Annotated in this window: 19 protein-coding genes; 8 read left to right on the top strand and 11 right to left on the bottom strand. The window is 54.2% G+C overall.

Annotation, left to right across the window (positions count from 1 at the left end):
* Positions 1-57: 57 nt before the first annotated feature.
* The 4 genes from ACAF76_RS13375 to ACAF76_RS13390 form a co-directional block, all read right to left on the bottom strand.
* The gene (locus ACAF76_RS13375; RefSeq protein WP_421616764.1) at positions 58-747 is read right to left on the bottom strand and encodes a deoxynucleoside kinase; all 690 of its coding nucleotides are present in this window, start codon (positions 745-747) and stop codon (positions 58-60) included.
* A 25-nt stretch (positions 748-772) separates the two neighbouring features.
* Positions 773-1,420 (bottom strand): deoxynucleoside kinase, encoded by a 648-nt coding sequence (locus ACAF76_RS13380; protein ID WP_421616765.1) that lies wholly within the window; start codon positions 1,418-1,420, stop codon positions 773-775.
* Positions 1,421-1,540: 120 nt separating this feature from the next.
* Complete coding sequence (gene splB, locus ACAF76_RS13385; protein ID WP_421616766.1) at positions 1,541-2,617, bottom strand: spore photoproduct lyase; 1,077 nt, start codon at positions 2,615-2,617, stop codon at positions 1,541-1,543.
* A gap of 90 nt (positions 2,618-2,707) precedes the next feature.
* Positions 2,708-2,914 (bottom strand): hypothetical protein, encoded by a 207-nt coding sequence (locus tag ACAF76_RS13390; RefSeq protein ID WP_421616767.1) that lies wholly within the window; start codon positions 2,912-2,914, stop codon positions 2,708-2,710.
* Positions 2,915-3,068: 154 nt separating this feature from the next.
* Between ACAF76_RS13390 and ACAF76_RS13395 the strand changes: the two genes are divergently transcribed.
* Complete coding sequence (locus tag ACAF76_RS13395) at positions 3,069-4,376, top strand: DUF4179 domain-containing protein (RefSeq protein ID WP_421616768.1); 1,308 nt, start codon at positions 3,069-3,071, stop codon at positions 4,374-4,376.
* Between the two features lie 64 nt (positions 4,377-4,440).
* On the opposite strand, the gene thiD is transcribed toward ACAF76_RS13395, so the two are convergent.
* Positions 4,441-5,235: a bifunctional hydroxymethylpyrimidine kinase/phosphomethylpyrimidine kinase gene (thiD, locus tag ACAF76_RS13400; RefSeq protein ID WP_421616769.1), complete on the bottom strand. Its 795-nt coding sequence runs from the start codon at positions 5,233-5,235 to the stop codon at positions 4,441-4,443.
* Between the two features lie 102 nt (positions 5,236-5,337).
* On the opposite strand from thiD, the gene ACAF76_RS13405 reads away from it, so the two are divergent.
* Both ACAF76_RS13405 and ACAF76_RS13410 read left to right on the top strand, forming a co-directional pair.
* Positions 5,338-6,144: a sensor histidine kinase gene (locus ACAF76_RS13405; protein ID WP_421616770.1), complete on the top strand. Its 807-nt coding sequence runs from the start codon at positions 5,338-5,340 to the stop codon at positions 6,142-6,144.
* Positions 6,141-6,791: a response regulator gene (locus ACAF76_RS13410; RefSeq protein ID WP_421616771.1), complete on the top strand. Its 651-nt coding sequence runs from the start codon at positions 6,141-6,143 to the stop codon at positions 6,789-6,791. The genes ACAF76_RS13405 and ACAF76_RS13410 overlap by 4 nt, the downstream gene beginning before the upstream one ends.
* Before the next feature lie 79 nt (positions 6,792-6,870).
* On the opposite strand, the gene ACAF76_RS13415 is transcribed toward ACAF76_RS13410, so the two are convergent.
* Positions 6,871-7,896 (bottom strand): TIGR03943 family putative permease subunit, encoded by a 1,026-nt coding sequence (locus tag ACAF76_RS13415; protein WP_421616772.1) that lies wholly within the window; start codon positions 7,894-7,896, stop codon positions 6,871-6,873.
* A 14-nt stretch (positions 7,897-7,910) separates the two neighbouring features.
* Complete coding sequence (locus ACAF76_RS13420) at positions 7,911-8,906, bottom strand: permease (protein WP_421616773.1); 996 nt, start codon at positions 8,904-8,906, stop codon at positions 7,911-7,913.
* A 159-nt stretch (positions 8,907-9,065) separates the two neighbouring features.
* Between ACAF76_RS13420 and ACAF76_RS13425 the strand changes: the two genes are divergently transcribed.
* Positions 9,066-10,106: a flavin-containing monooxygenase gene (locus tag ACAF76_RS13425; RefSeq protein ID WP_421616774.1), complete on the top strand. Its 1,041-nt coding sequence runs from the start codon at positions 9,066-9,068 to the stop codon at positions 10,104-10,106.
* Positions 10,107-10,191: 85 nt separating this feature from the next.
* Here ACAF76_RS13425 and ACAF76_RS13430 read toward each other — a convergent pair whose 3' ends face one another.
* From ACAF76_RS13430 to acsA, 4 genes are all read right to left on the bottom strand, one after another.
* A complete protein-coding gene (locus ACAF76_RS13430; RefSeq protein WP_421616775.1) occupies positions 10,192-11,616 on the bottom strand; it encodes an aldehyde dehydrogenase family protein in 1,425 nt (474 codons plus the stop codon).
* Positions 11,617-11,629: 13 nt separating this feature from the next.
* Positions 11,630-12,982: a 4-aminobutyrate--2-oxoglutarate transaminase gene (gene gabT, locus ACAF76_RS13435; protein ID WP_421616776.1), complete on the bottom strand. Its 1,353-nt coding sequence runs from the start codon at positions 12,980-12,982 to the stop codon at positions 11,630-11,632.
* Between the two features lie 185 nt (positions 12,983-13,167).
* On the bottom strand, positions 13,168-14,568 hold the full coding sequence (locus ACAF76_RS13440) for a sigma-54 interaction domain-containing protein (protein WP_421616777.1): 1,401 nt from the start codon (positions 14,566-14,568) through the stop codon (positions 13,168-13,170).
* Positions 14,569-14,652: 84 nt separating this feature from the next.
* Complete coding sequence (acsA, locus tag ACAF76_RS13445; protein ID WP_421616778.1) at positions 14,653-16,368, bottom strand: acetate--CoA ligase; 1,716 nt, start codon at positions 16,366-16,368, stop codon at positions 14,653-14,655.
* A gap of 174 nt (positions 16,369-16,542) precedes the next feature.
* Between acsA and ACAF76_RS13450 the strand changes: the two genes are divergently transcribed.
* From ACAF76_RS13450 to ACAF76_RS13465, 4 genes are all read left to right on the top strand, one after another.
* Positions 16,543-17,439: a metallophosphoesterase gene (locus ACAF76_RS13450; protein ID WP_421616779.1), complete on the top strand. Its 897-nt coding sequence runs from the start codon at positions 16,543-16,545 to the stop codon at positions 17,437-17,439.
* 36 nt (positions 17,440-17,475) lie between these two features.
* Positions 17,476-18,480, top strand: a complete 1,005-nt coding sequence (locus ACAF76_RS13455) for a PucR family transcriptional regulator (RefSeq protein ID WP_421616780.1) — start codon at positions 17,476-17,478, stop codon at positions 18,478-18,480.
* Positions 18,481-18,592: 112 nt separating this feature from the next.
* Entirely contained in the window at positions 18,593-19,708 is a 1,116-nt protein-coding gene (locus ACAF76_RS13460) for an ABC transporter ATP-binding protein (RefSeq protein ID WP_421616781.1), read from the top strand.
* Positions 19,709-19,799: 91 nt separating this feature from the next.
* Entirely contained in the window at positions 19,800-20,573 is a 774-nt protein-coding gene (locus tag ACAF76_RS13465) for a Cof-type HAD-IIB family hydrolase (protein ID WP_421616782.1), read from the top strand.
* The last annotated feature ends 15 nt before the right edge of the window (positions 20,574-20,588 follow it).

Consider the following 20,588-nt stretch of genomic DNA (forward strand, 5'->3'; position numbering starts at 1 on the left):
ATTTCCCATTATACCACAGGGAAACGACTCAGATGGATAGCCCGAGTGCAGGCAAGCCTATCCGCGCATCCGCATGCTGCGAAATGCCTGGATTTTCTCGGCGGCGCGGGCAATTACGCTCTCCATCGATGCCGGATCGTTGACGACGTCGTACTCGTTGATGTTGACGCGCAGGATCGGACAGGCAGAAAACGAAGCAATCCATTGCTCGTAGCGCTCGTACAGATCCTGCCAGTATTCGATCGGTGTCTGCTGCTCCATCGGACGCCCGCGCTCACGGACGCGTTTAATGATGTCGTCGAAGCTTCCCTCGAGATAAATCAATATATCCGGATGCGGAAAGTACGGAGTCATAACCATCGCTTCAAACAGCTCCGTATAGGTCGTATAGTCCTCTTCCGTCATATTTCCCTGCTCGTACAGCATGCGGGCGAAAATGCCTGTATCTTCGTAAATGGAGCGGTCCTGTACAAAGCCGCCTCCGTATTCAAACATGCGTTTTTGCTCCTTGAAGCGCTCCGCCAGAAAAAAGATTTGCAAATGAAAGCCCCAGCGGGATAAATCCTCGTAATAGCGGCTCAAATACGGGTTGTTGTCCACCTTTTCGATGGAAACCCGAAAGCCCAACAGCTTGGCCAACGCATGGGTAAAAGTAGATTTCCCGACTCCGACCGTACCGCCGATCGTAATGACTGCGTTTGCCGGTATTCCGTATTGTTCACTTGCTTGATAGTGAAAACTCGTCATGTGTGCAACTCCTTCTCTTCCCTGCTTACGGCTTGTCCGTTTCTCCCCGCAATTCGCGTATGCGCTGCTCGATTTGCCCGAGGACGTGTTGCAAATCTTCTGCCCGATGGACAAAATCGAGGTTGTCGCAATTGAATTTGAGAACCGGTATATCGGGATGCTTTTGTTCAAAGGCTTCCATAAACGCTTCGTAATCCGCGATTAACTGCTCCATGTAGGCCACATCCATATTCCGTTCAAATTCGCGGTCGCGCATCGCAATTCGCCGCATCACCGTATCGAGCGAAGCAGTCAAATACACGACGAGGTCTGCCTGCGGTACATCCTCTGTCAAAATATCGTAGATTTTCAGGTACTTAGGCAGGTTTTCTTCGCTTAATGTCCGCCTGGCAAAAATCGTGTTCTTGAAAATGTTGTAGTCAGACACGACTGAAATCCCTTGCCGCAAGTAGTCGGTGTGAATGTCCTGCAACTGCTTGTAGCGGTTGCACAGGAAAAACATTTCCAGCTGAAAGCTCCACTCCGCTACATTTTCATAAAATTTGCCCAGAAACGGGTTTTCATAGACGATCTCCTCGAGAAGCTCAAGCGAAAAGGCTTGGCTCAGCTCCCGGGCCAAAGAGGTTTTCCCGATCCCGATCGGTCCCTCGACAGTGACTAGTATGGACTTCATCGTATCCCTATGCTTCCTTTCAAAAAAATAAGAGCAACCCATATTGTAGCATGTGCAGGCTGATCCCGTAAAAGAAAAACTGCTCGGTAATATGAGCAGTTTTCTTGTGGCCTGTCGCATTTACGTAAAGTACTCTACACGGGCTTGCGGAAACAACCGGGCGATTTCTGCTTCCAGGTGGTGCTGCAGTTCCTTTGCCTGCTCGTTGGCGTAGACGTACTTGCCTTTTCCGTACTTGCCCCATTTGTATTTGCGCTTTTCCTCGTCCATTTCCAGCTTGGTCTTCGGATACCGCTGCAGGATCAGGCTTTTGGCAATCTTGGTAAACCTGTGCTGTATCAGCTCAAAAGTCAAATCTGCTGTCGCTTCCGGGACCAACTGCTGGCGAAGTTTTTCCAGCATCTCTGTATATCCCGCTTCCCAGCCGTCAAACCGGTACAACGGCGCTACAATGAAGCCGAGCGGATAGCCTGCCAAGGCGACCTTGCCCGCTGCCTCCAATCGCTGCTGGAAGCCGGAAGTACCCGGCTCAAAATGACGGATGACATAATCAGCATTGAGACTGAAGCGAAACCGCGTATGTCCGTTATGTTTGGCGTCAAGCAAGGAATCGACATGATGGAACTTGGTTACAAAGCGCAGCCTGCCATTTTCCTGGCGTCCCATAAACTCGATGGCCCGCTTGAGGTTGCCGGTAATATGCTCGATACTGACCGGATCTGAGGTACAGGCTGCTTCGAAGCGAGTGATTTCACCAGGCCGTTCGCGAATGTACGTTTCCGCCTGTGCAAAAATTTCGTCGGTGTTGACGTAGACGCGAATATAGGGCCTGGAACCCACATTCGTATTGAGATAACAGTAATGGCAATGTCCGATACAGCCGGTGGCAAGCGGCAGCGCGTATTCCGCGCTAGGCTTGGAGGGCTCGAACTTCAACGTCTTGCGGACGCCAACCACCAGTGTCCGTTTGGCATTGCGATACTTTTCCACATCTGTCTCTCCGGGAATACCGCGCACCTGATTGTGGCTGGTGGTCATTTGAATCGGTACTCCTTCCCTTTGATAACGCCGATACAGCTCTTCACCCAATGGATACTCCAGTGCCCCCGGCTCGAAAAACACATAATCCGGTACAAACAGGCCATCCTCACTACGCCTGCCTTTTTCGGATGCTTCCATTACACCTGTAGTGGCCATGGTTCCCTCCCATTCCTCCTGATTTTCCGTAGTATGACCGAAAGCCGACACAGATTGCGATGGAGGAGTATGGATGGATATACTTAACGGCTACTGCCAGGCTTCTTTGAACGTGTCACGGTATTGCTCCGCTTTTGTTTGCTGGGATTTTGGAACTTGCAGCTCATACAGGTTTCCTGCTCGCCTGGCCATTACGATGCGGACCCTGATCCCGTTTGTCTCCAGAAAGCGGCGCAATTCCTGCGAGAATTGCGAAAAGCCATATGATTCGTGTATCGTTACCCATTTCACCCACATTGCGTGCCCCGCCTTTTTTCGTTCTTCTTCTAGCATAAGCAGCAAGCTGAATGGAGGTTCGGCGCAAAACATTTCGCAGCGCATGGAGAAACCATTTTGCGCTTCATTCGTTACTATATTTTAGAGAAAATAATTCTTTTCGGAGGAACAGATAGTGCATACAGATGAACATGTTACAAAAGCAGATCAAGCCGATAGTCACGGCTTGTCCGAGAAAAAAGGATGGAAAAAGTGGCGAAAACCGCAGCGAATTTTCGCGGTCACAAGTCTTTTGGTGTGCGTCCTGCTGGCTGCCCTCTTCTTTGGAGTCCGCTTTTCCCCGGCGACCGCGGCATTCATCAGCGATATTCCCGGATTGGCAAAGCTGGTCGAAGAAATACGCGAGGATGATTGGCTGCGGCAAGCTGCAAAGCATGGCATGATACAGGAAGTCGGCGTGAGTGCCGAAGTCGGAGAGGTTCGTTTGCGTATCGACGAGATGCTGGCAGATCAGCGCCGCATGCTGATTTTTTATACAATCACGCATGAACAGCCGAACCATGAACTCTCCTTGCGCAGTGTCGAGCTGCTTGATCCATCTGCAGGAAAATTGGAAGCAGCGATAAGCTGGGGCTACAGCATGAATCAGTACGGCGAGGCGCGTGACCGGATCGAGGTTTCCCTGTACGGTGAACAGGAGCTGCCCGATTCTCTGCTTGTTCGCGGGATCGTCGAAGTCGACCAGGTAGCGATGGATACTCCCGTGGAACTGGCCATTCCCATCGACAAAGAGCGAGCCATGATAAACAAAGAAATCATCTACCCCGTCAATCAGGAAGTAACCGTCGACGAACAGCGTTTTACCGTTGAGAGAATCACCGCATTTCCTACGCAAACGGAAGTAAGCATACGGTTTGACCCCGCCAATACGAAGAAAATATTCGGTTTCGATCAGTTGCGGCTGGTGGATCAGGATGGAAAGTCGTATGCCTTTTGGGGAAATGGCGTACCCGAGCGGGATGATGGAGAAGACGGTGTGATCTATCATCTGGAGAGCATTTACTTCACCAATCCGGATGAACTGGTCCTGCAGGCAGACGGGATTCGCGCGCTAGACAAAGAAAAGCTCGAAGTCGTAATCGACGCTGCCAGCGGTACCTTCCGGAAAAAACCGGATGACCGCCTGCACCTTCGCGATTTGCGTCTTGCCGAAGATGTCGTCGGAATCGATTACTCCCTGACGATGGCTGCGGCAGACAGCAAGCAATTCTACAATTTGTTCAGTGAGCTGCGAGACGACCAGGGAAATGAGTACGAGTCCGTTTCCAGCAGTGCATCGTCAGACTATCAATCCGATAACAGACATTTGTACTCGGACACGTTTCGCCGCATCAGTCCGCACAATCCGCCCGGCGAATTGCGCTTTACACTGACCAACTACCCGACCAGGCTTTCCGAAGGGTTCCGCGTGCAAATCCAATAGTCGCAATATCGACAAAAAACAGAAGCCGGAGAATCATCTGCCGGCTTCTTGTTGTATTCATTTCTTATTCTGCTTCGGCCCAATGATTCGTCGGACCGTGGCCAGCGCCGATCTCGGGTGCTGTTTTGATCGCCTGGTAAATAAAGCGATTGGCCCGCTCTACGGCCTGTTCGACTGGCAATCCTTTGGCAAGCTCTGCGGTCAGCGCCGCCGAGAAGGTACAGCCCGTCCCGTGCGTATGGCGCGTGTGGATACGCTCGTGGCGCAGCTCGTGGAAGACTTGTCCATCGTACAATAGATCGATGACCTCGTCTCCTTCCAAATGCCCGCCCTTCATTACGACGTAGCGCACGCCCAGGTCATGGATCGCCCGCGCTCCTTCCCGCATTTGTTCCGCGTTTTGGATGCTCATGCCGGTCAGACACTCAGCTTCCGGCAAATTCGGCGTGACGACCTCGGCGATGGGCAGCAGATGCTGCTTCACAGCGGCGATCGCTTCGTCGAGCAGCAGTTTGGCTCCGCCTTTTGCCACCATGACCGGATCGACCACCAGGTGGTTCACCTGAAAAGCCTTCAATTCTTCTGCAACAGCTTGAATAATCTCGGCATTAAACAGCATCCCCGTCTTCGCCGCATCGGTGCCGATGTCGCGCAGCACCTCGTGAATCTGCTGGGTCACTGCTTCCACCGGAAGCGGATACACCCCTGCTACACCGAGCGTATTTTGTGCCGTAATCGCGGTAATCGCGCTCGTTCCGTATACACGCAACTGATGAAAGGTTTTCAAATCAGCCTGAATGCCCGCGCCCCCTCCACTGTCCGAGCCGGCTATCGTCATTGCTTTCGCTAGTGTTGACATACTCTTCCCCCCGTGTTGTCCTGATCTGCATCCAGTATATCATCCAGTCCATTCCTTCGGTATACTAGGATTGATTGCCGTTTGCAAAGGAAGTGACTAGAGATGACGTACCGCACGTTTTACTGGCTGACGGTATTACTTCCCGCCATCATTATCGGCGGTTTTGAGTTTGTCCGTCACGACTTTTTGCTGCCCTACATCTCCATGGAGACGGGCAATGTATACATTACGCTGCTGACGCTGTTCCTCTCGTTTTTGTTCGCGAACTGGATGTTTCGCACGATCGAGCGCATGAACGCCAAGCTGGTCGAGGAACAAGCCCGCCGCGCCGTGTACGAGGAACGCGAACGGCTGGCGCGCGAGCTGCACGACGGCATCGCCCAATCGCTGTTTTTTCTCAATGTAAAGCTGAAGCAGGGAAACCTGGATGAAGCCCGGATCGCCGTATCCGCGATCGACAATCATGTGCGGCAGGCGATTTTCAACCTGCGCTCCCTGCCGGAAGAAGGCAGCCTGGAACAGCGTCTGGAAAAATGGCTCGGCCAATGGAACGCCCTGTCCGGGGTGGAAGTGACGACGGATATCAAGGTGCGGGACAATTTCTTCACCCCTGCCGAGGAGGTACAGCTTTTCGGGATCATCCAGGAGGCATTCGCCAACATCCGCAAGCATGCCCAGGCTCGCCACGCCTGGATCCAGCTTGTGACCCGAGAGCCGGGGCATTGGCGGCTGACCGTGGAAGACGACGGAATCGGGATCGCAGACGTGGAAGCAGACAGCAAAAAATACGGATTGTCGATGATGCAAGACCGAGCCAAGCAATTGCAGGCAGACATCCAGATCGGCACCCGCAGCGAAGGCGGCACCATCATACGTCTTGTGTCGCGAAAAGGAGGCAAACAGTTGTGAATGCGTACCGAGTTTTGATCGCCGATGACCACCCGATGGCACGAATGGGAATTCGCAGCCTGCTCGATGCCGATCCGAGCTTTGAAGTAATCGGCGAGGCGGAGAACGGCGAGCAGGCATACAGACTCTGCGAGCAATTGCAGCCTGACCTGGTCCTGATGGACATCAACATGCCCAAATGGACCGGTCTGGAGGCGACACGCGAAGTAAAAAAGGCGTTTCCGCACATCAAGGTCGTGATTCTCAGCGTGTCTGACGACGTGGGCGACCTGATGACCGCGATACAGTTCGGGGCGCAGGGCTACCTGCTGAAAAATTTGGAACCGGATGACTGGATCAACTACCTGCATGCGCTGCTGGGAGAAGACAGCCAGCCCTCCCGCGAGATGGCCGGACGGCTGCTGCACCCGTTCCGTCAGGAGGATCAAAGCGACGAGCTGACCCCGCAATTGCTCACTCCCCGCGAGCGGGAAATCGTAATGTATGTAGGAGCCGGAAAGACGAACCGGGAAATTAGCGAAGCGTTGGTCATCGCCGAGAATACGGTAAAAAACCACTTAAAAAACATTCTGGACAAGCTGCAGTTGGCCAACCGTGTGCAATTGGCGGCATACGCAGTTCGACACAACCTGGTGATAAAAAAGTAAAGCACAAACACCTCCGAACTCGCGTGCTCACGCGATGCGGAGGTGTTTGTGTAATCGATAGAACGGGATTGTTGCGAAGCTAGTTTTCAAAAGACGTATCGAAGCTGTAGTACACGTACGGGTCTTTGGGAGCTTCTACCTGCTGCACCTGGCTTGCCTTGAGGACCAGCATTTCATAGCCGTCAAAAGTTCGCAGCTCCAGCTTCCCGCGCACTTTGACCCAACTGTCGACTGGCCATTTTTTCGCACCGGGTTCTTCGACCAAAATTCCCAGCACGTTGGCATCTGCGGTGCAGCACGATACCGAGAAGCGGGCGACGACGAATTCCTCAGGTGCAAAATCCGGCTGGCTGTAAACAAATCCGATCGTTTCCAGCTCTTTTCCGGCGAATCCGTCGGCGTACAGCTCCAACGCCGTCAGACCGTCCAGAAATACCTTGTCATCGAGGTTGATGACAGGCTGTTTGTACAAAAATATCGCAACATCCCGATAAAAATCTCCCAGACCGGTATCGGGGAACTTTTGACGAAGCTGCTCCTCGTCCAGTGCTACGGCAGGGGCACTCTCCTCCACTGTCTGCTCAGGCTCAGGGTTGGCAGCAGTCTCTGGGCTTTCGGGCGAGTTCTCCGACTGCTCCGCTTCTTGCGGGCTCTCCACCTCCCCCGCTGGCTCGCTCTGGTTTGTTGCCGCCTGCTGCTCGGCTTCCATCGCCTGAACGAGCTTTCGCGCATCGTTGCTGAGCAGGGTCACTCCAATATTTTCGGCCATCGCGCTGCCAAGAATTTTGTCTGGCATCACAAATCCCATTGCAAGCGGCAGTACGAACAGACCGTAGACGATAAGCGAGCGGAACGCCGATCGCGGAATGTTGTGGACCTCTTCACAATCACACTCGTAGTCTTTTTCCCCGACGATCATCTGGCGTATGCTGGCCACTGTCAACAAGACGAGGATTCCCGTCGTGACGTAGACCAGCATATGCAGCCGAGGCGCAAGATAAATGCTCAATCGATCCGTCAGTATCAGCTCGGCCAGCAAGAAAACAAAGCCGGTCAAAATCAGGCTTCGCACCAAATAGTGGCGTTTCCATCGTTTCTGCTCCATAACCTACTCTCCTCTCAGATCGGCATCAGCATCGTAACAGCCAATACGGCCACAGTGACCAGAAGCATCAGTTTGACGACAAACGCAAAGCGAAAGGAAGCAAACAACAGCAAGGTCGTTTTCAGGTCCAGCATCGGACCGAAGACGAGAAAGGCAAGCAGCGAGCTGCTTTGGAATGTATTGGCAAAGGATGCGGCGATAAACGCATCCGCTTCGGAGCAAAGTGACAGAACGTACGCCATCCCCATCATCACCAGATGGGAGGTAAACGGTGTTTGTCCAATCCCCAGCAGCGTCTCGCGGCTGACGAATACTTGCAATAGCGCACTGAGCAGCGCTCCGAACACCAAATATTTCCCCATGTCAAAAAATTCGTCTACTGCGTGGGACAGCGTTGCCCCAAGTTTCTTGTTCCCTTCCATATGTGCGGTCTCGTGCCTGATTTGCTCCTCTGTCCCGAGGCGCAGCGGACTTTTGCGAACAAACAGCAACACGATCACCCCGACCAGCAGGGCGACAGCCAACGCGGCAAGAGCGCGGTACATCGCCATATCAGGCTGACGGACAAAAGCGGTATATGTAGAAGAGAGCACGATCGGATTGACAATCGGTCCAGCGAGCAAAAAGACGATCCCGACGTGCAGCGGCATCCCTTTTTGAATCAAACGTCTTACTACCGGAATAATCGCGCACTCGCAGACGGGAAAGACAAATCCTAGCAGAGCGGCAAACGGCAAGGCGACAAGCGGATGTTTGGGCGTCCAGCGGCGTACCTGATCTTCCCGGACAAACGTCTGGATGAAAGCCGAGAAAAATACACCGAGCAGGACAAACGGGATCGCTTCCAGCAAGATGCTCAGGAAAAATGTTTTCACATCGAGCCATTTGGGCGACCAGTCGATTGCCCCAAAATTGGAAAGCGGAACACCCGCAGTCATCCACACAACGGCTACTCCCAAGATCAGTGCCCCGACGATTTCAAACAAAAAGCTACGGATTTTTGCTAGCATCTGCCTTCCTCCTAGAGCATGGAAAACATTTCTTATCCATTATATGTGAGATTGGGCAGGCATACAATCGTAATTGTTACATTAAAATATATACTTGAATGTATGAATGTTTATGGGTATGATTGACAAAGCACCCTTTCGAAAGGACGGAACATTGTGATGAGTGACTATGACGTACTGATCATTGGAGGCGGTCAGGCAGGGCTTGCGATGGGCTATTATGTGCAGCAGCAGAAACGACGTTTTCTGATCCTCGATTCCAACAGCCAGACCGGAGACAGTTGGCGCGATCGTTATGACTCGCTCGTCTTGTTTACACCGCGTCGCTACAGCGATTTGCCCGGCCTGCCCTTCCCGGGAGAGCGTGACGGTCTGCCGACAAAGGACGACGTCGCCGATTATTTGCTGGAGTACGCCCGCCTTTTTCTGCTTCCCATCCGGCACGATACTGCTGTCTTGCGCGTAGAGAAGCAGGATTCGCTCTATCTCGTCCACACGCGAGAAAAGACGCTTCGCGCGCGCAACGTCATCGTGGCTACCGGACCTTTTCATACACCGAATATCCCGTCTATCCACGCACAACTGGATCCGGATGTTGTGCAGATCCACACTGCTGCATACAAGAACGAACAGCAATTGCAGGACGGTCCGGTACTCGTGGTCGGCGGCGGCAATTCAGGGGCGCAAATCGCCGTCGAGCTGGCCGCTACCCGCCCGGTCGTTTTGTCGATGGGACAAGTCCGGTCGTTTTTGCCGCTCCATGTATGGGGAAAGTCGATTTTCTGGTACCTGCACAGGTCCGGACTGCTTACGCTTCCCGGGACGACGTGGATCGGCAAGCGTTGGCGGCAAAAGCCCGATCCGATCTTTGGCTACCGCAGCGAAATCCACCATCTGCGTCAAACGAACCGACTCCGCTTGGTGGAACGGACCGTTTCCTTCTCCGGTACAACCGCCACGTTCGCAGACGGAAGCCAGACCGCAATCCGCAATGTCATCTGGGCGACCGGCTTTCTCTCTGATTACAGTTGGCTTAAGGTGCCGGGTGTGCTCGATGAACAGGGACGCCCGATTCATCAACGCGGCGTCACAGCCAGCGCAGGGCTGTTTTTTCTCGGATTGCCGTGGCAGCACAGCCGCTCCTCTGCTCTGCTTGGCGGCGTGGGCAATGATGCAAAATACCTCGCAGAACTTCTTTGATTCGCCGAAAAACAGCTGTGCGTACATATATGCGTGCAAAAAAGCGAGTCCGCACACAGCGAACTCGCTTTTCTCGCTTCTTTTCCTACAGTTTGATGGCAATCAGCTTCAATTCGGTCATTTCTTCCACAGCGTACTTGATGCCTTCCCGGCCGAATCCACTTTCTTTGACCCCGCCATACGGCATATGGTCGACGCGGAATGTAGGGATGTCGTTAATCATCACGCCACCCGCTTCCAGCTCATCGGCTGCTCGCAATGCCTTCTGGATGTCCCGCGTGTAAATGCCTGCTTGCAAACCGAACCGCGAGTCATTCACCATATCGATCGCTTCGTCAAAGGATGCAAACGGCGTGACGACTGCGATCGGACCGAATACCTCCTGGCAGGAGCATTTGGCATCGCTTTTGACTCCTGTCAGAATCGTCGGTGCGAACAGACGGTCCGTCACTTGCTTGCCGCCTGTCACTACCGTCGCCCCCTGCGAGACTGCCTCCTCGATCCATTCAGCCATGCGCTGATGGTCTTTGGGCGAGATAAGCGCGGACATGTCGGTCGCTTCGTCCAACGGATCGCCGAGTACCTGCTTTTCCGCTGCCTGCTTGAACTTCTCGAGGAATTCTTCGTACTTGCTTTCGTGCACGTACACCCGCTGCAAGGAGATGCACACCTGGCCGCTGAACGAAAACGCGCCGATGGCACAACGATCGATCAAGGCCTGGGTGATTTCCACGGTGTCATCGATGATGAGTGCCGAGTTGGAGCCCAGCTCCAGCGTAACCCGCTTCAACCCCGCCTTGTTTTTCATCGCGATGCCTACCTCCGGGCTGCCGGTAAAGGTAATCGCGGCAATCCGGTTGTCGCGGACCAGCTTTTCGCCTACGACCGCTCCTTTTCCGGGCAGGATATTCAGCGCTCCTGCCGGCAATCCCGCTTCCGCAAAAATATCGGCCAGGATCAGTGCGCTAAGCGGCGTTTGGCTGGCTGGCTTGAGCACGACCGTATTCCCTGCGGCGAAGGCAGGCCCGAGCTTGTGAGCGACGAGATTAAACGGAAAGTTGAACGGCGTGATCGCGCCGACGACGCCGATCGGCTTGCGGACGGTATAGGCCAGCCGTCCCTCTCCGCCTGGCGCAGCATCGAGCGGAATCGTCTCGCCGTGGATACGTTTTGCTTCCTCTGCGGCGAATTTGTAGGTCTGGATCGTCCGGGCAATCTCCGTTCTCCCCGTGCGCAGCGGTTTAGCCGCTTCCATCGCCAACATCCGGGCCAGCTCCTCCTGGCGTTCCTCAAAAATCGCAGCTGCCTTCTCCAAAATTGCCGCCCGCTGGCTCGCCGGCATCCGGGCCATCAGCTTGCTCGCCACCTGCGCTGCTTGAATCGCCTCTTCCACATCCGCTTCGTCTGCCTGGGCGATTTCGGCGATCTGTTCGCCCGAATAAGGAGAGTACAGAGGTGCGTATTGCTTCGCTTCCTTCCAGTCACCGTTGATAAACAGATGTTTTTTCACCAAAAATCCCCCCTTATGCTTGGGTCACATACAGATTTTTCAGTACATCAGTCATGATGTCGAGGCCTTCCTGCAGTTGTTCATCGGTTATTACCAACGGCGTCAGGAAGCGCAGTACATTGCTGTGGACCCCTGCGGAAAGTACGATTACGCCGTTCTCGCAGCAGCCTTTCGTGACTTTGCCCACCAGTTCCTTGGCTGGCTCGCCCGTTTGCGGATCGACGAATTCGACTGCGCACATCGCCCCCAGCCCGCGAACGTCAGCGATGACAGGCAGCTCCTTCTGCAAAGCAGTGAAATGCGCCTTGATTTGTTCGCCGATCGCTTCGGCACGGGCTGCCAGGTTTTCTCGTTCCATTTTTTCGATGACGGCCAATGCCGCTACACAACCAAGCGGGCTGCCGCCGTACGTGCCGCCGATCTCCCCCGGATTCGGGGCATCCATGATTTCAGCGCGTCCGGTCACAGCACTGATCGGCAACCCGGCTGCAATCGATTTGGACATCGTGATGAGGTCGGGTTCAATGCCAAAGCGAGACGAGGCAAACATCGCACCCGTGCGGCCAAAGCCCGTCTGAATCTCATCGGCGATAAACAGGATGTTGTGCTTTTTGCACAGGTTGTAGATTCCTTGAACAAAAGTTGCCGGCGGTACAATAAAACCACCTTCGCCCTGCACCGGCTCCATGATGACTGCAGCCAGCTCTTCGGGTGCCGCTTCGGTCAGCAGAAAATCTTCAAACTGGTCGACGCAATACTGTGCGTACGCCTCCTCGCTCAGCCCCTCCGGCTTGTTCATCATGTACGGGAACTGCGCCTTGTACGTAGCGGGAGCAAACGGCCCCATCTGGAACTTGTACGGCTTTACCTTGCTCGTCAGCGACATGCCCAGCAGGGTGCGTCCGTGAAAGCCGCGGGTAAAAGAGACGATCCCTTGACGTCCGGTGTATTTGCGGGCGATTTTCACTGCATTCTCCACTGCCTCGGCACCGCTGTTGGCAAACATCGTCTTCTTGGCAAAATTCCCTGGCGTAATCTCGGCCAACTTTTCGGCCAGCTTGACGTACGGTTCGTACATCGCGACGTGGAAGCAGGGATGAATGTATTTGTCGAGCTGCTCCTTCAGTGCCGCGACGACCTCCGGTGGACAGTGACCGGCGTTGAGAGTTCCGATCGCACCGGCAAAATCAAGGTAAGTATTGCCGTCAACATCGGTCACCAACGCACCGGAAGCAGACTCCACCACGACAGGCGAATTGTTGCCGACTCCTTTGGGAACCGCCTGCGCTCGGCGGGCTATCACTTCGGATGCTTTCGGTCCTGGTACTCCGGCAGAGACATTTACGAACTTTCGGGCTTTTGACATTATGATCGCGCTCCTTTTTCAAGCAGATATATGATTGTGCCAAAAAATTCTGCAAGTAGCGTGCCAAACTTCACAATGGAACGAAATTGGGGGTTTTTCGCGCTCCAGACACAGTCGATTATTTACTTTTGAATAATAACCACGAATAATCTGATTCAATTTTGAATTTTCAATTCATTTTTGCATTACTTCCTCACATTGTATTTTTGCAGCTTGCGCACCACCGACGGTTGACTGATCCCCAGCATTTCTCCCATCTCTGCGGTCGTCCGGCAGCGTTCGGCTGCATAGCGAATCCATTTTTCCTCGACCTGTTCCATCACTGCCTTGAGTGTAAAATGGCTCCTCACCTGCTCCATCTCGACTTGCTCATGCGTCGTTGCGCGAATTTCCCGCGGCAAATGCTCCAGGGTGAGAATATCCTCGTCGGTTGTTACCATCATCCGCTCCAGGACATTTTCCAGCTCGCGCACATTGCCCGGCCATTTGTACTGCAGCAAGGCAGCGGTGGCGGCGCTGTCCAGCCGTTTGTTCAAGCCGTAGCGCTCGTTGAGGTTGCGGCAGATGACCTTGATCAGGGCAGCGATATCCTCGGGGCGCTCGCGCAGCGGCGGGAGGTGAATCGGTACGACGTTGAGGCGAAAAAACAGGTCCTGGCGAAACTTGCCCTGTTCCACCATGCTCTCCAGATCGCGATTGGTCGCGGCGATCAGGCGAAAGTCCACTTCCCGGTACTGCGTGCTGCCGATGCGCTGCAGCCGCTTTTCCTGAATGACCTTGAGCAGCTTCGCCTGCAAGGGCAGCGGCAGCTCTCCCAATTCATCGAGAAACAGCGTGCCTTCGTTGGCCCGTTCGATAATCCCTGGCTTGCCCTTTTTTCCTGCACCGGTAAACGAGCCGGCCTCGTATCCAAACAGCTCCGACTCCAGCAGCCCCTCGGGGATCGCTCCGCAATTTACTTCGACAAATTCGCCGCGCGCCCTATGGCTGTTGCGGTGAATTTCGCGGGCGATGACGTTTTTTCCGACCCCGGATTCTCCCAGAACGAGTACATTGGAATCGACAACCGCCACTTTGCGGATGACTTTGTGCACCGCTACCATCGCTTCGCTGACGGCGACGACTCCCTCCTGGCTCTTCTCGCGCATTTCCTCGATTTCGCTCTCAAACTGCTTCAATTGCTTATTCATACTTTCGTAGCGCTGCTTTAATTCCATGATTTCCGTGATGTCGTGGGAGTAGTTGACCACTGCCCTCATCTGCCCGTCCGAGGAATAAATCGGGTAGGCGGAGACCATCAGCTTTTGCCCCTTTTTTGTTTCCTGCAAAACCGTCTGGGGCGTCTTTCGATCGATCACCATTTGCGTCACCGAAGGGTAGAACACTTTTTCCTTCTCCAGTTCCGCCACGCTTCGTCCCAACAGCTCTTCCTTTTTTCTGCCGTAAATGTCTTCGCACGACTCTCCGATCATCCGAATGTAGCCTTGTGCATCCGTGATCAGCAAATGGTCGCGCGAAGTGTCCACGATTCCTGCCAACACGTCGTACAGCCATTCTGTACTCTCTTCCTGTTTCCTGGTACCCACTTTCCTCACTCCTGTTCTCTGGAAGAGATTTTGTATGCGGAAAGCCATCTCCTGCTTGACGGAGATGGCTTTTTGATGATGCGATTAATCTTCCATTGTAGACAGATCGCCTGTCGGCAGTCCGAGTTCCCATGCTTTCAGGACGCGGCGCATGATTTTGCCGGAGCGAGTCTTGGGCAGCTTGTCGCGGAATTCGATTTCACGCGGTGCGGCATGGGCAGCCAGACCTTCCTTGACGAACTTGCGGATCTCCTCCATCAACTGCTCGCTCGGTTCGTACCCTGCCCGCAAGGAGATGAACGCCTTGATGATTTCGCCGCGTACGGGATCCGGCTTGCCGATGACACCCGCCTCTGCTACGGCAGGATGCTCGACGAGCTTGCTTTCTACTTCAAACGGACCGACGCGCTCGCCAGAAGTATTGATGACGTCGTCGATACGACCCTGGAACCAGAAGTAGCCTTCTTCGTCTTTGTAAGCGGAGTCACCGGAGACGTACCAGCCCGGGAAGCGGAAATACTCTTCGTACTTCGCCGGATTGTTCCAGATTTTGCGCATCATCGAAGGCCAGCCCGTACGAATCGCCAGGTTGCCCATGCGGTTCGGAGGCAATTCGTTGCCTTGGTCGTCAATGATCGCCGCGTACACGCCAGGAACCGGCTTGCCCATCGAACCAGGCTTGATCGGCATCGACTTGTAGTTGGAAATCAGTTGCGCCCCTGTCTCGGTCATCCACCAGTTGTCGTGAATCCGCTGGTTGAATGCTTTCAATCCCCAGTAGACGACTTCCGGATTGAGCGGTTCGCCGACGCTCAGCACGTGGCGCAAGCTGGAGAGGTCGAATTTTTTCAGCACCTCGTCGCCCGCTCCCATCAGCATGCGGAATGATGTCGGCGCGCTGTACCAGATCGTCACCTTGTATTTTTCAATCGTCTCGTACCAGCCTTCCGGAGTGAAGCGGCCACCGCGAACGACGTTGGTCGCACCGTTGAGCCACGGACCGAAAATACCGTATGCAGTACCGGTTACCCAGCCCGGATCGGCTGTGCACCAGTAGATATCGTCATCCTTCAGATCCAGTACCCATTTGCCTGTCATCTTGTGCTGGATCATTGCGTTATGGACGTGCAGGACGCCTTTTGGCTTTCCGGTCGATCCGGACGTATAGTGCAAAATCATGCCGTCTTCGCGATCCATCCATTCGATTTCCAGATCGGACGACGCTTCAGCCATTTTTTCCTCAAAGCTGATTTGTCCATCCGCCAGCTCGCCCTGTGACCCGACGACAATCACGTGCTTGAGCGCCGGCAGCTCTGCGACCGGAATGCGCGGCAACAGTGCCGGAGTCGTGACGATCGCGACTGCTTCGCTGTCTTCCAGACGGTCGCGAACAGCGCCTTCCATAAATGCTTCAAAAAGCGGCCCGACAATCGCGCCTACTTTCAACGTACCTAAAACGCTTACATAAAGCTCCGGCGAACGAGGCATGAAGACGAAAACGCGGTCCCCCTTCACGATGCCCAAGCTGCGCAGCACATTACCGAACTTGTTGGACAATTCACTCAACTGAGCGAAGGAGTAGCTCTCTTCACGAGTTGCGTCGCTGTAGAGCAGAGCCGTCTTGTCTTTGCGATCTGTCAGAAGATGGCGATCTACTGCTTCGTACGCCATGTTTACCTTTCCTGTCTCGTACCAGGAAAATTCTTTTTCTGCCTGGGTCCAATCAAAAGCAGCATAAGTTTCCTCATAATTACTCAAGTTGAACGTACCTGGTGTAACCGGAATTTTTTCAACTTTCATTTGAGAACACTCTCCTTCTACTCCTCGATTGAATTCTTTTTAGTCAACATTCGTACTATTTCTTCTTTTTTTGCGAAATTCCTGCTGCCAATAACTACTAATTTGTAGAGATGCAAAAGCATGTATAATGGACTCTACTCTACTTGATCAAAAAAACGGAGGTGACAGGGAACGATGATCTGGATTCCTGTTTTATTTGTGTTGGCACTCTTCTTTTACCGGTTATACCGAAATACGTTTGACGTTACGACCCGTCATATCGCTGTGTCCATCCAGCCATCCCGGCATGTCCCTGCACCAGCCGACTTTCCACCTCTGTCAATCCTGCACCTGTCTGACTTGCATATGGAAAATCTGTCTGTCGGCGCCGATCGCATCGTGGACGACTTTTCTCAACAGCCTCTCGATGTGCTCGCGATCACGGGCGACTTGCTGGACAGGAAAAAAAATATACCGAAGGCTGTGGCCTATGTACAGACACTCATGCAGCTCAAGCCGCGCTACGGCACCTACGTCGTATTCGGCAATCACGACTACGTCCTGCCGCAGCCGAAACTCGACGAGCTGCAATACAAACTGGAGCAGCTCGGCTGCCGCGTGCTGATCAACGAACACGTCACCATCGAGCATCACGGCCAGCCTCTGCATATTATCGGCGTTGACGATTTTGCCACTCGCCACAGCGATTTGCCCCAGGCGTTTCGCGATGTTCCGGAAACGGGAGCACGCCTTGTCCTGACGCATGATCCCAACGTGGTGCTGACGATGCGCCATTACCACTACGACTATTTGCTCGCAGGCCATTTTCACGGCGGACAAATTCACTGGCCGCGCCCGTACCACTTGGCCAAAATGGGCAAACTGCCAAAGCTCAACATGATCAACGGGCTCCATCATGTAGACGGCCGCCCCTTTTACATCAGTGAAGGACTCGGTCAGACGGGCGTGAACATTCGCCTGCGCTCCCGCCCGGAAATCACCCTGCACACGCTGAACGCACACGGTGAATCTTTCACACCTGCTGTTGCCGAACAAGAAGTAGCAGCCACACTCGCCTCCAGTAAGCTATAATATTCGCATGGTAGCACAGACATGCGGAGGGAAGCTATGAACTGGCCCGAGGAAACGGATAAAATTGCGCAGGCGACCGGCTTGCCGATCATCTGCCTGCAAGGACTGGCCCATGAAATCGCGCAATGGGAAAAGGAACGAAACGAGCAAGGATGGGAGACGGTATTCCGGCTCTCACAAGGGGAGTGCCACATTCTGATTATGATTGCGTCAGCCAGTTGGCCTGCGGCTGCCCGTGCCATGCTGCAGCTTTATCTGCCGCAGAAGCAGGCTGCTCCCGACGACGTTCTCGCTTCCTGGCTCGGCGATCTGTACGAACACGGGCGGCTTGCCCCTCCTCCACCGCTGCTGGAGCAGTTTTTGCCCTGGCGTGAGGAGCGGGTCTGCTTCCTGTTGGAGCGGCATCGAGCGGACGGAACTTTTTCCTGGACGGAAATCCACCCGCTACTCGATACCTTTTTTGCCTCGGCTGAGCCGGCTCGCTTGTCGGTACGGGTACGCGCGGATGCGATGCTGTTGCTCGTTCCGCTCTCCCAGTTGGGGTCCGAACACGCACCGGAACACATGCTGGAGTGGGCATCCGGCTTGCATGAGTTGCTCGCCGTCGAGCTGATGGAACCGATTCGTCTGCTCGTCAGCCCCCCGATCGCAGCGCCTGGACAGATCGGGCATGCGCTGGTCAAGCTGCGCCAGCTCAGCATCGCCATTCGCCGCTACCGTCAATCGGTCTGGGTGGCGGGAACGTGGCAGCATGCATTGGAGCAATGGGCAGCTTCGCTCGACGACGACACGGCTTCCAAACTGACTGCCGGGCTGTCGCACGCGCTTTCTGCGGTCACGCTGTCAAAGGAGCAGGTCGAGACATTGGAGGCGCTGTTCGCTCGCCAACTCAATGTCAGCGAGACGGCACGCCATCTTTTTTTGCACCGCAACAGCCTGCAATACCGTCTGGACAAGCTGACGGAACAGACAGGGCTGGACCCACGCCTGTTTCCCGATGCCGTCCTGCTGCAGCTTTACCTGTTTTTCAGGAAAAATTGACAAAATATTTTGTTCATTGTGTCTATAGCCCAACAAGTCGCTTTCCCGCTACGATAGAACCCAAGACAACTACGACCTTCCGCGCAAAAGCGAATCGAGGAGGTGCCTTGTTTTGGCAAAAGTGACCCTGAACCACGTCTACAAACGATACGCCGGCAACGTGACAGCCGTTCACGACTTTCATCTGGAGATTCACGATCAGGAGTTTCTCGTGCTGGTCGGGCCGTCGGGCTGCGGGAAATCGACGACCCTGCGGATGATCGCGGGACTGGACGAGATTACGGAGGGAGAGCTGTACATCGGGGACAGACTGGTTAACGACGTCCCCCCCAAAGACCGCGACATCGCCATGGTGTTCCAGAGTTACGCCTTGTACCCGCACATGAACGTGTACGAAAATATGGCGTTCGGGCTCAAGCTGCGCAAGTTTTCCAAAGATGAAATCAAAAAGCGAATCGAGGAGGCTGCCCGTATCCTCGACATCACCCACCTGCTGGAGCGCAAGCCGAAAGCGCTCTCCGGCGGTCAAAGGCAGCGCGTCGCCCTCGGTCGTGCCATCGTCCGCGACCCGCAGGTGTTTTTGATGGACGAACCGCTCTCCAACCTGGACGCCAAGCTGCGGGTACAGATGCGCACCGAGATCCTCAAGCTGCACCAGCGCTTGCAGACGACCGTCATCTACGTGACGCACGACCAGACGGAAGCGATGACAATGGGCGATCGAATCGTCGTAATGAAAGACGGCTTGATCCAGCAAGTGGACACTCCGCACGAAATATACAACCACCCTGTCAACCAGTTCGTCGCCAGCTTCATCGGCTCTCCGGCGATGAACTTCGTCAGCGGCAACCTGACTGAGCAGGAAGGCGAGATCGTTTTCGATGCCCCGCAGCTTCACGTCCGCTTTCCGCAAGACAAAGCCCGGCTCCTGCGGGAAAAAGGATATGTCAACAAACAGGTGATTTTCGGCATCCGTCCGGAAGACCTGTACAGCGATACCTCCTTTATCCAGGCAAATCCGTACGACTGTACAATTGAAGCGACGGTGGAAGTCGTGGAGAACATGGGCTCGGAGCTGTACATTTACTTTTCAAATATTGGCAATGAGCAAATGATCGCCCGCATCGATGCCCGCGAACGCATCAAACCAGGCTCGACAGTCCTTCTCGGCATCGATTTGGCCAAGTGTCACGTATTTGACAGCGAGACGCAAGTGGCGGTATTCTGAATAGCGAAGTGAACAGGGATGTCTCTTTCCGACATTCCTGTTTCTTTTGTGCAATGCCCATACTGTGAAAAGAAAGAGTGGAGAGAAACGAATGTCATACAAAATTGTCTTCTTTGACATTGACGGAACCTTGCTCAACACCAGCCATACGATTCCCCCTTCCACCTGCGAGGCGATTCGGCAGCTGCGGGAAAAAGGCGTCCATGTGGCCATCGCTACCGGACGTTCTCCCTACCACCTGCTGCCTGTTGCCCGCGAGCTGGACATCGACAGCTACGTCAGCTTCAACGGCTCGTACACCGTCTACCAGGGGGAGGTCATCCGCCACACACCGTTTGCCCGTGAAACGCTGGAGAGATTGGAATCGCTGGCAAATGGCAACGAACATCCCATGGTTTTTCTCAGTGAGGACTCCTGCTATGCCAACACGAACGATCATCCGCATGTCCACGAATCGTTTGAGTTTCTCGGTCTGCCAAGCCCGAACTCCCGTCAGCACTACTGGCAGGAAAAACCGATCTACCAGGCATTTCTCTACTGCAACCCAGAAGAGGAGCATCTCTACACCAGCGGGTTTCAGGAAGTCTCTTACGTGCGCTGGCACCCAAAAGTTATGGACATCCTGCCGCTTAACGGCTCGAAAGCGCGCGGCATCGAAGCGATCTTGAACCATCTCGGCTTGCGGCCGGAAGAAGCTGTCGCCTTCGGTGACGGCTTGAACGACAGGGAAATGCTCGCCTACGTCGGCATGGGAGTCGCCATGGGAAATGCACATGAACAACTGAAGCCGCACGCCAACCTGATCACCCGTCACGTCGATGAGGACGGCATTTATCACGGCTTGAAACAGCTTCAGATCATCTAACAGGAGGGCAGGCTA

Source organism: Brevibacillus sp. TJ4 (genome assembly GCF_044627595.2).
Classification (GTDB): Bacteria; Bacillota; Bacilli; order Brevibacillales; family Brevibacillaceae; genus Brevibacillus.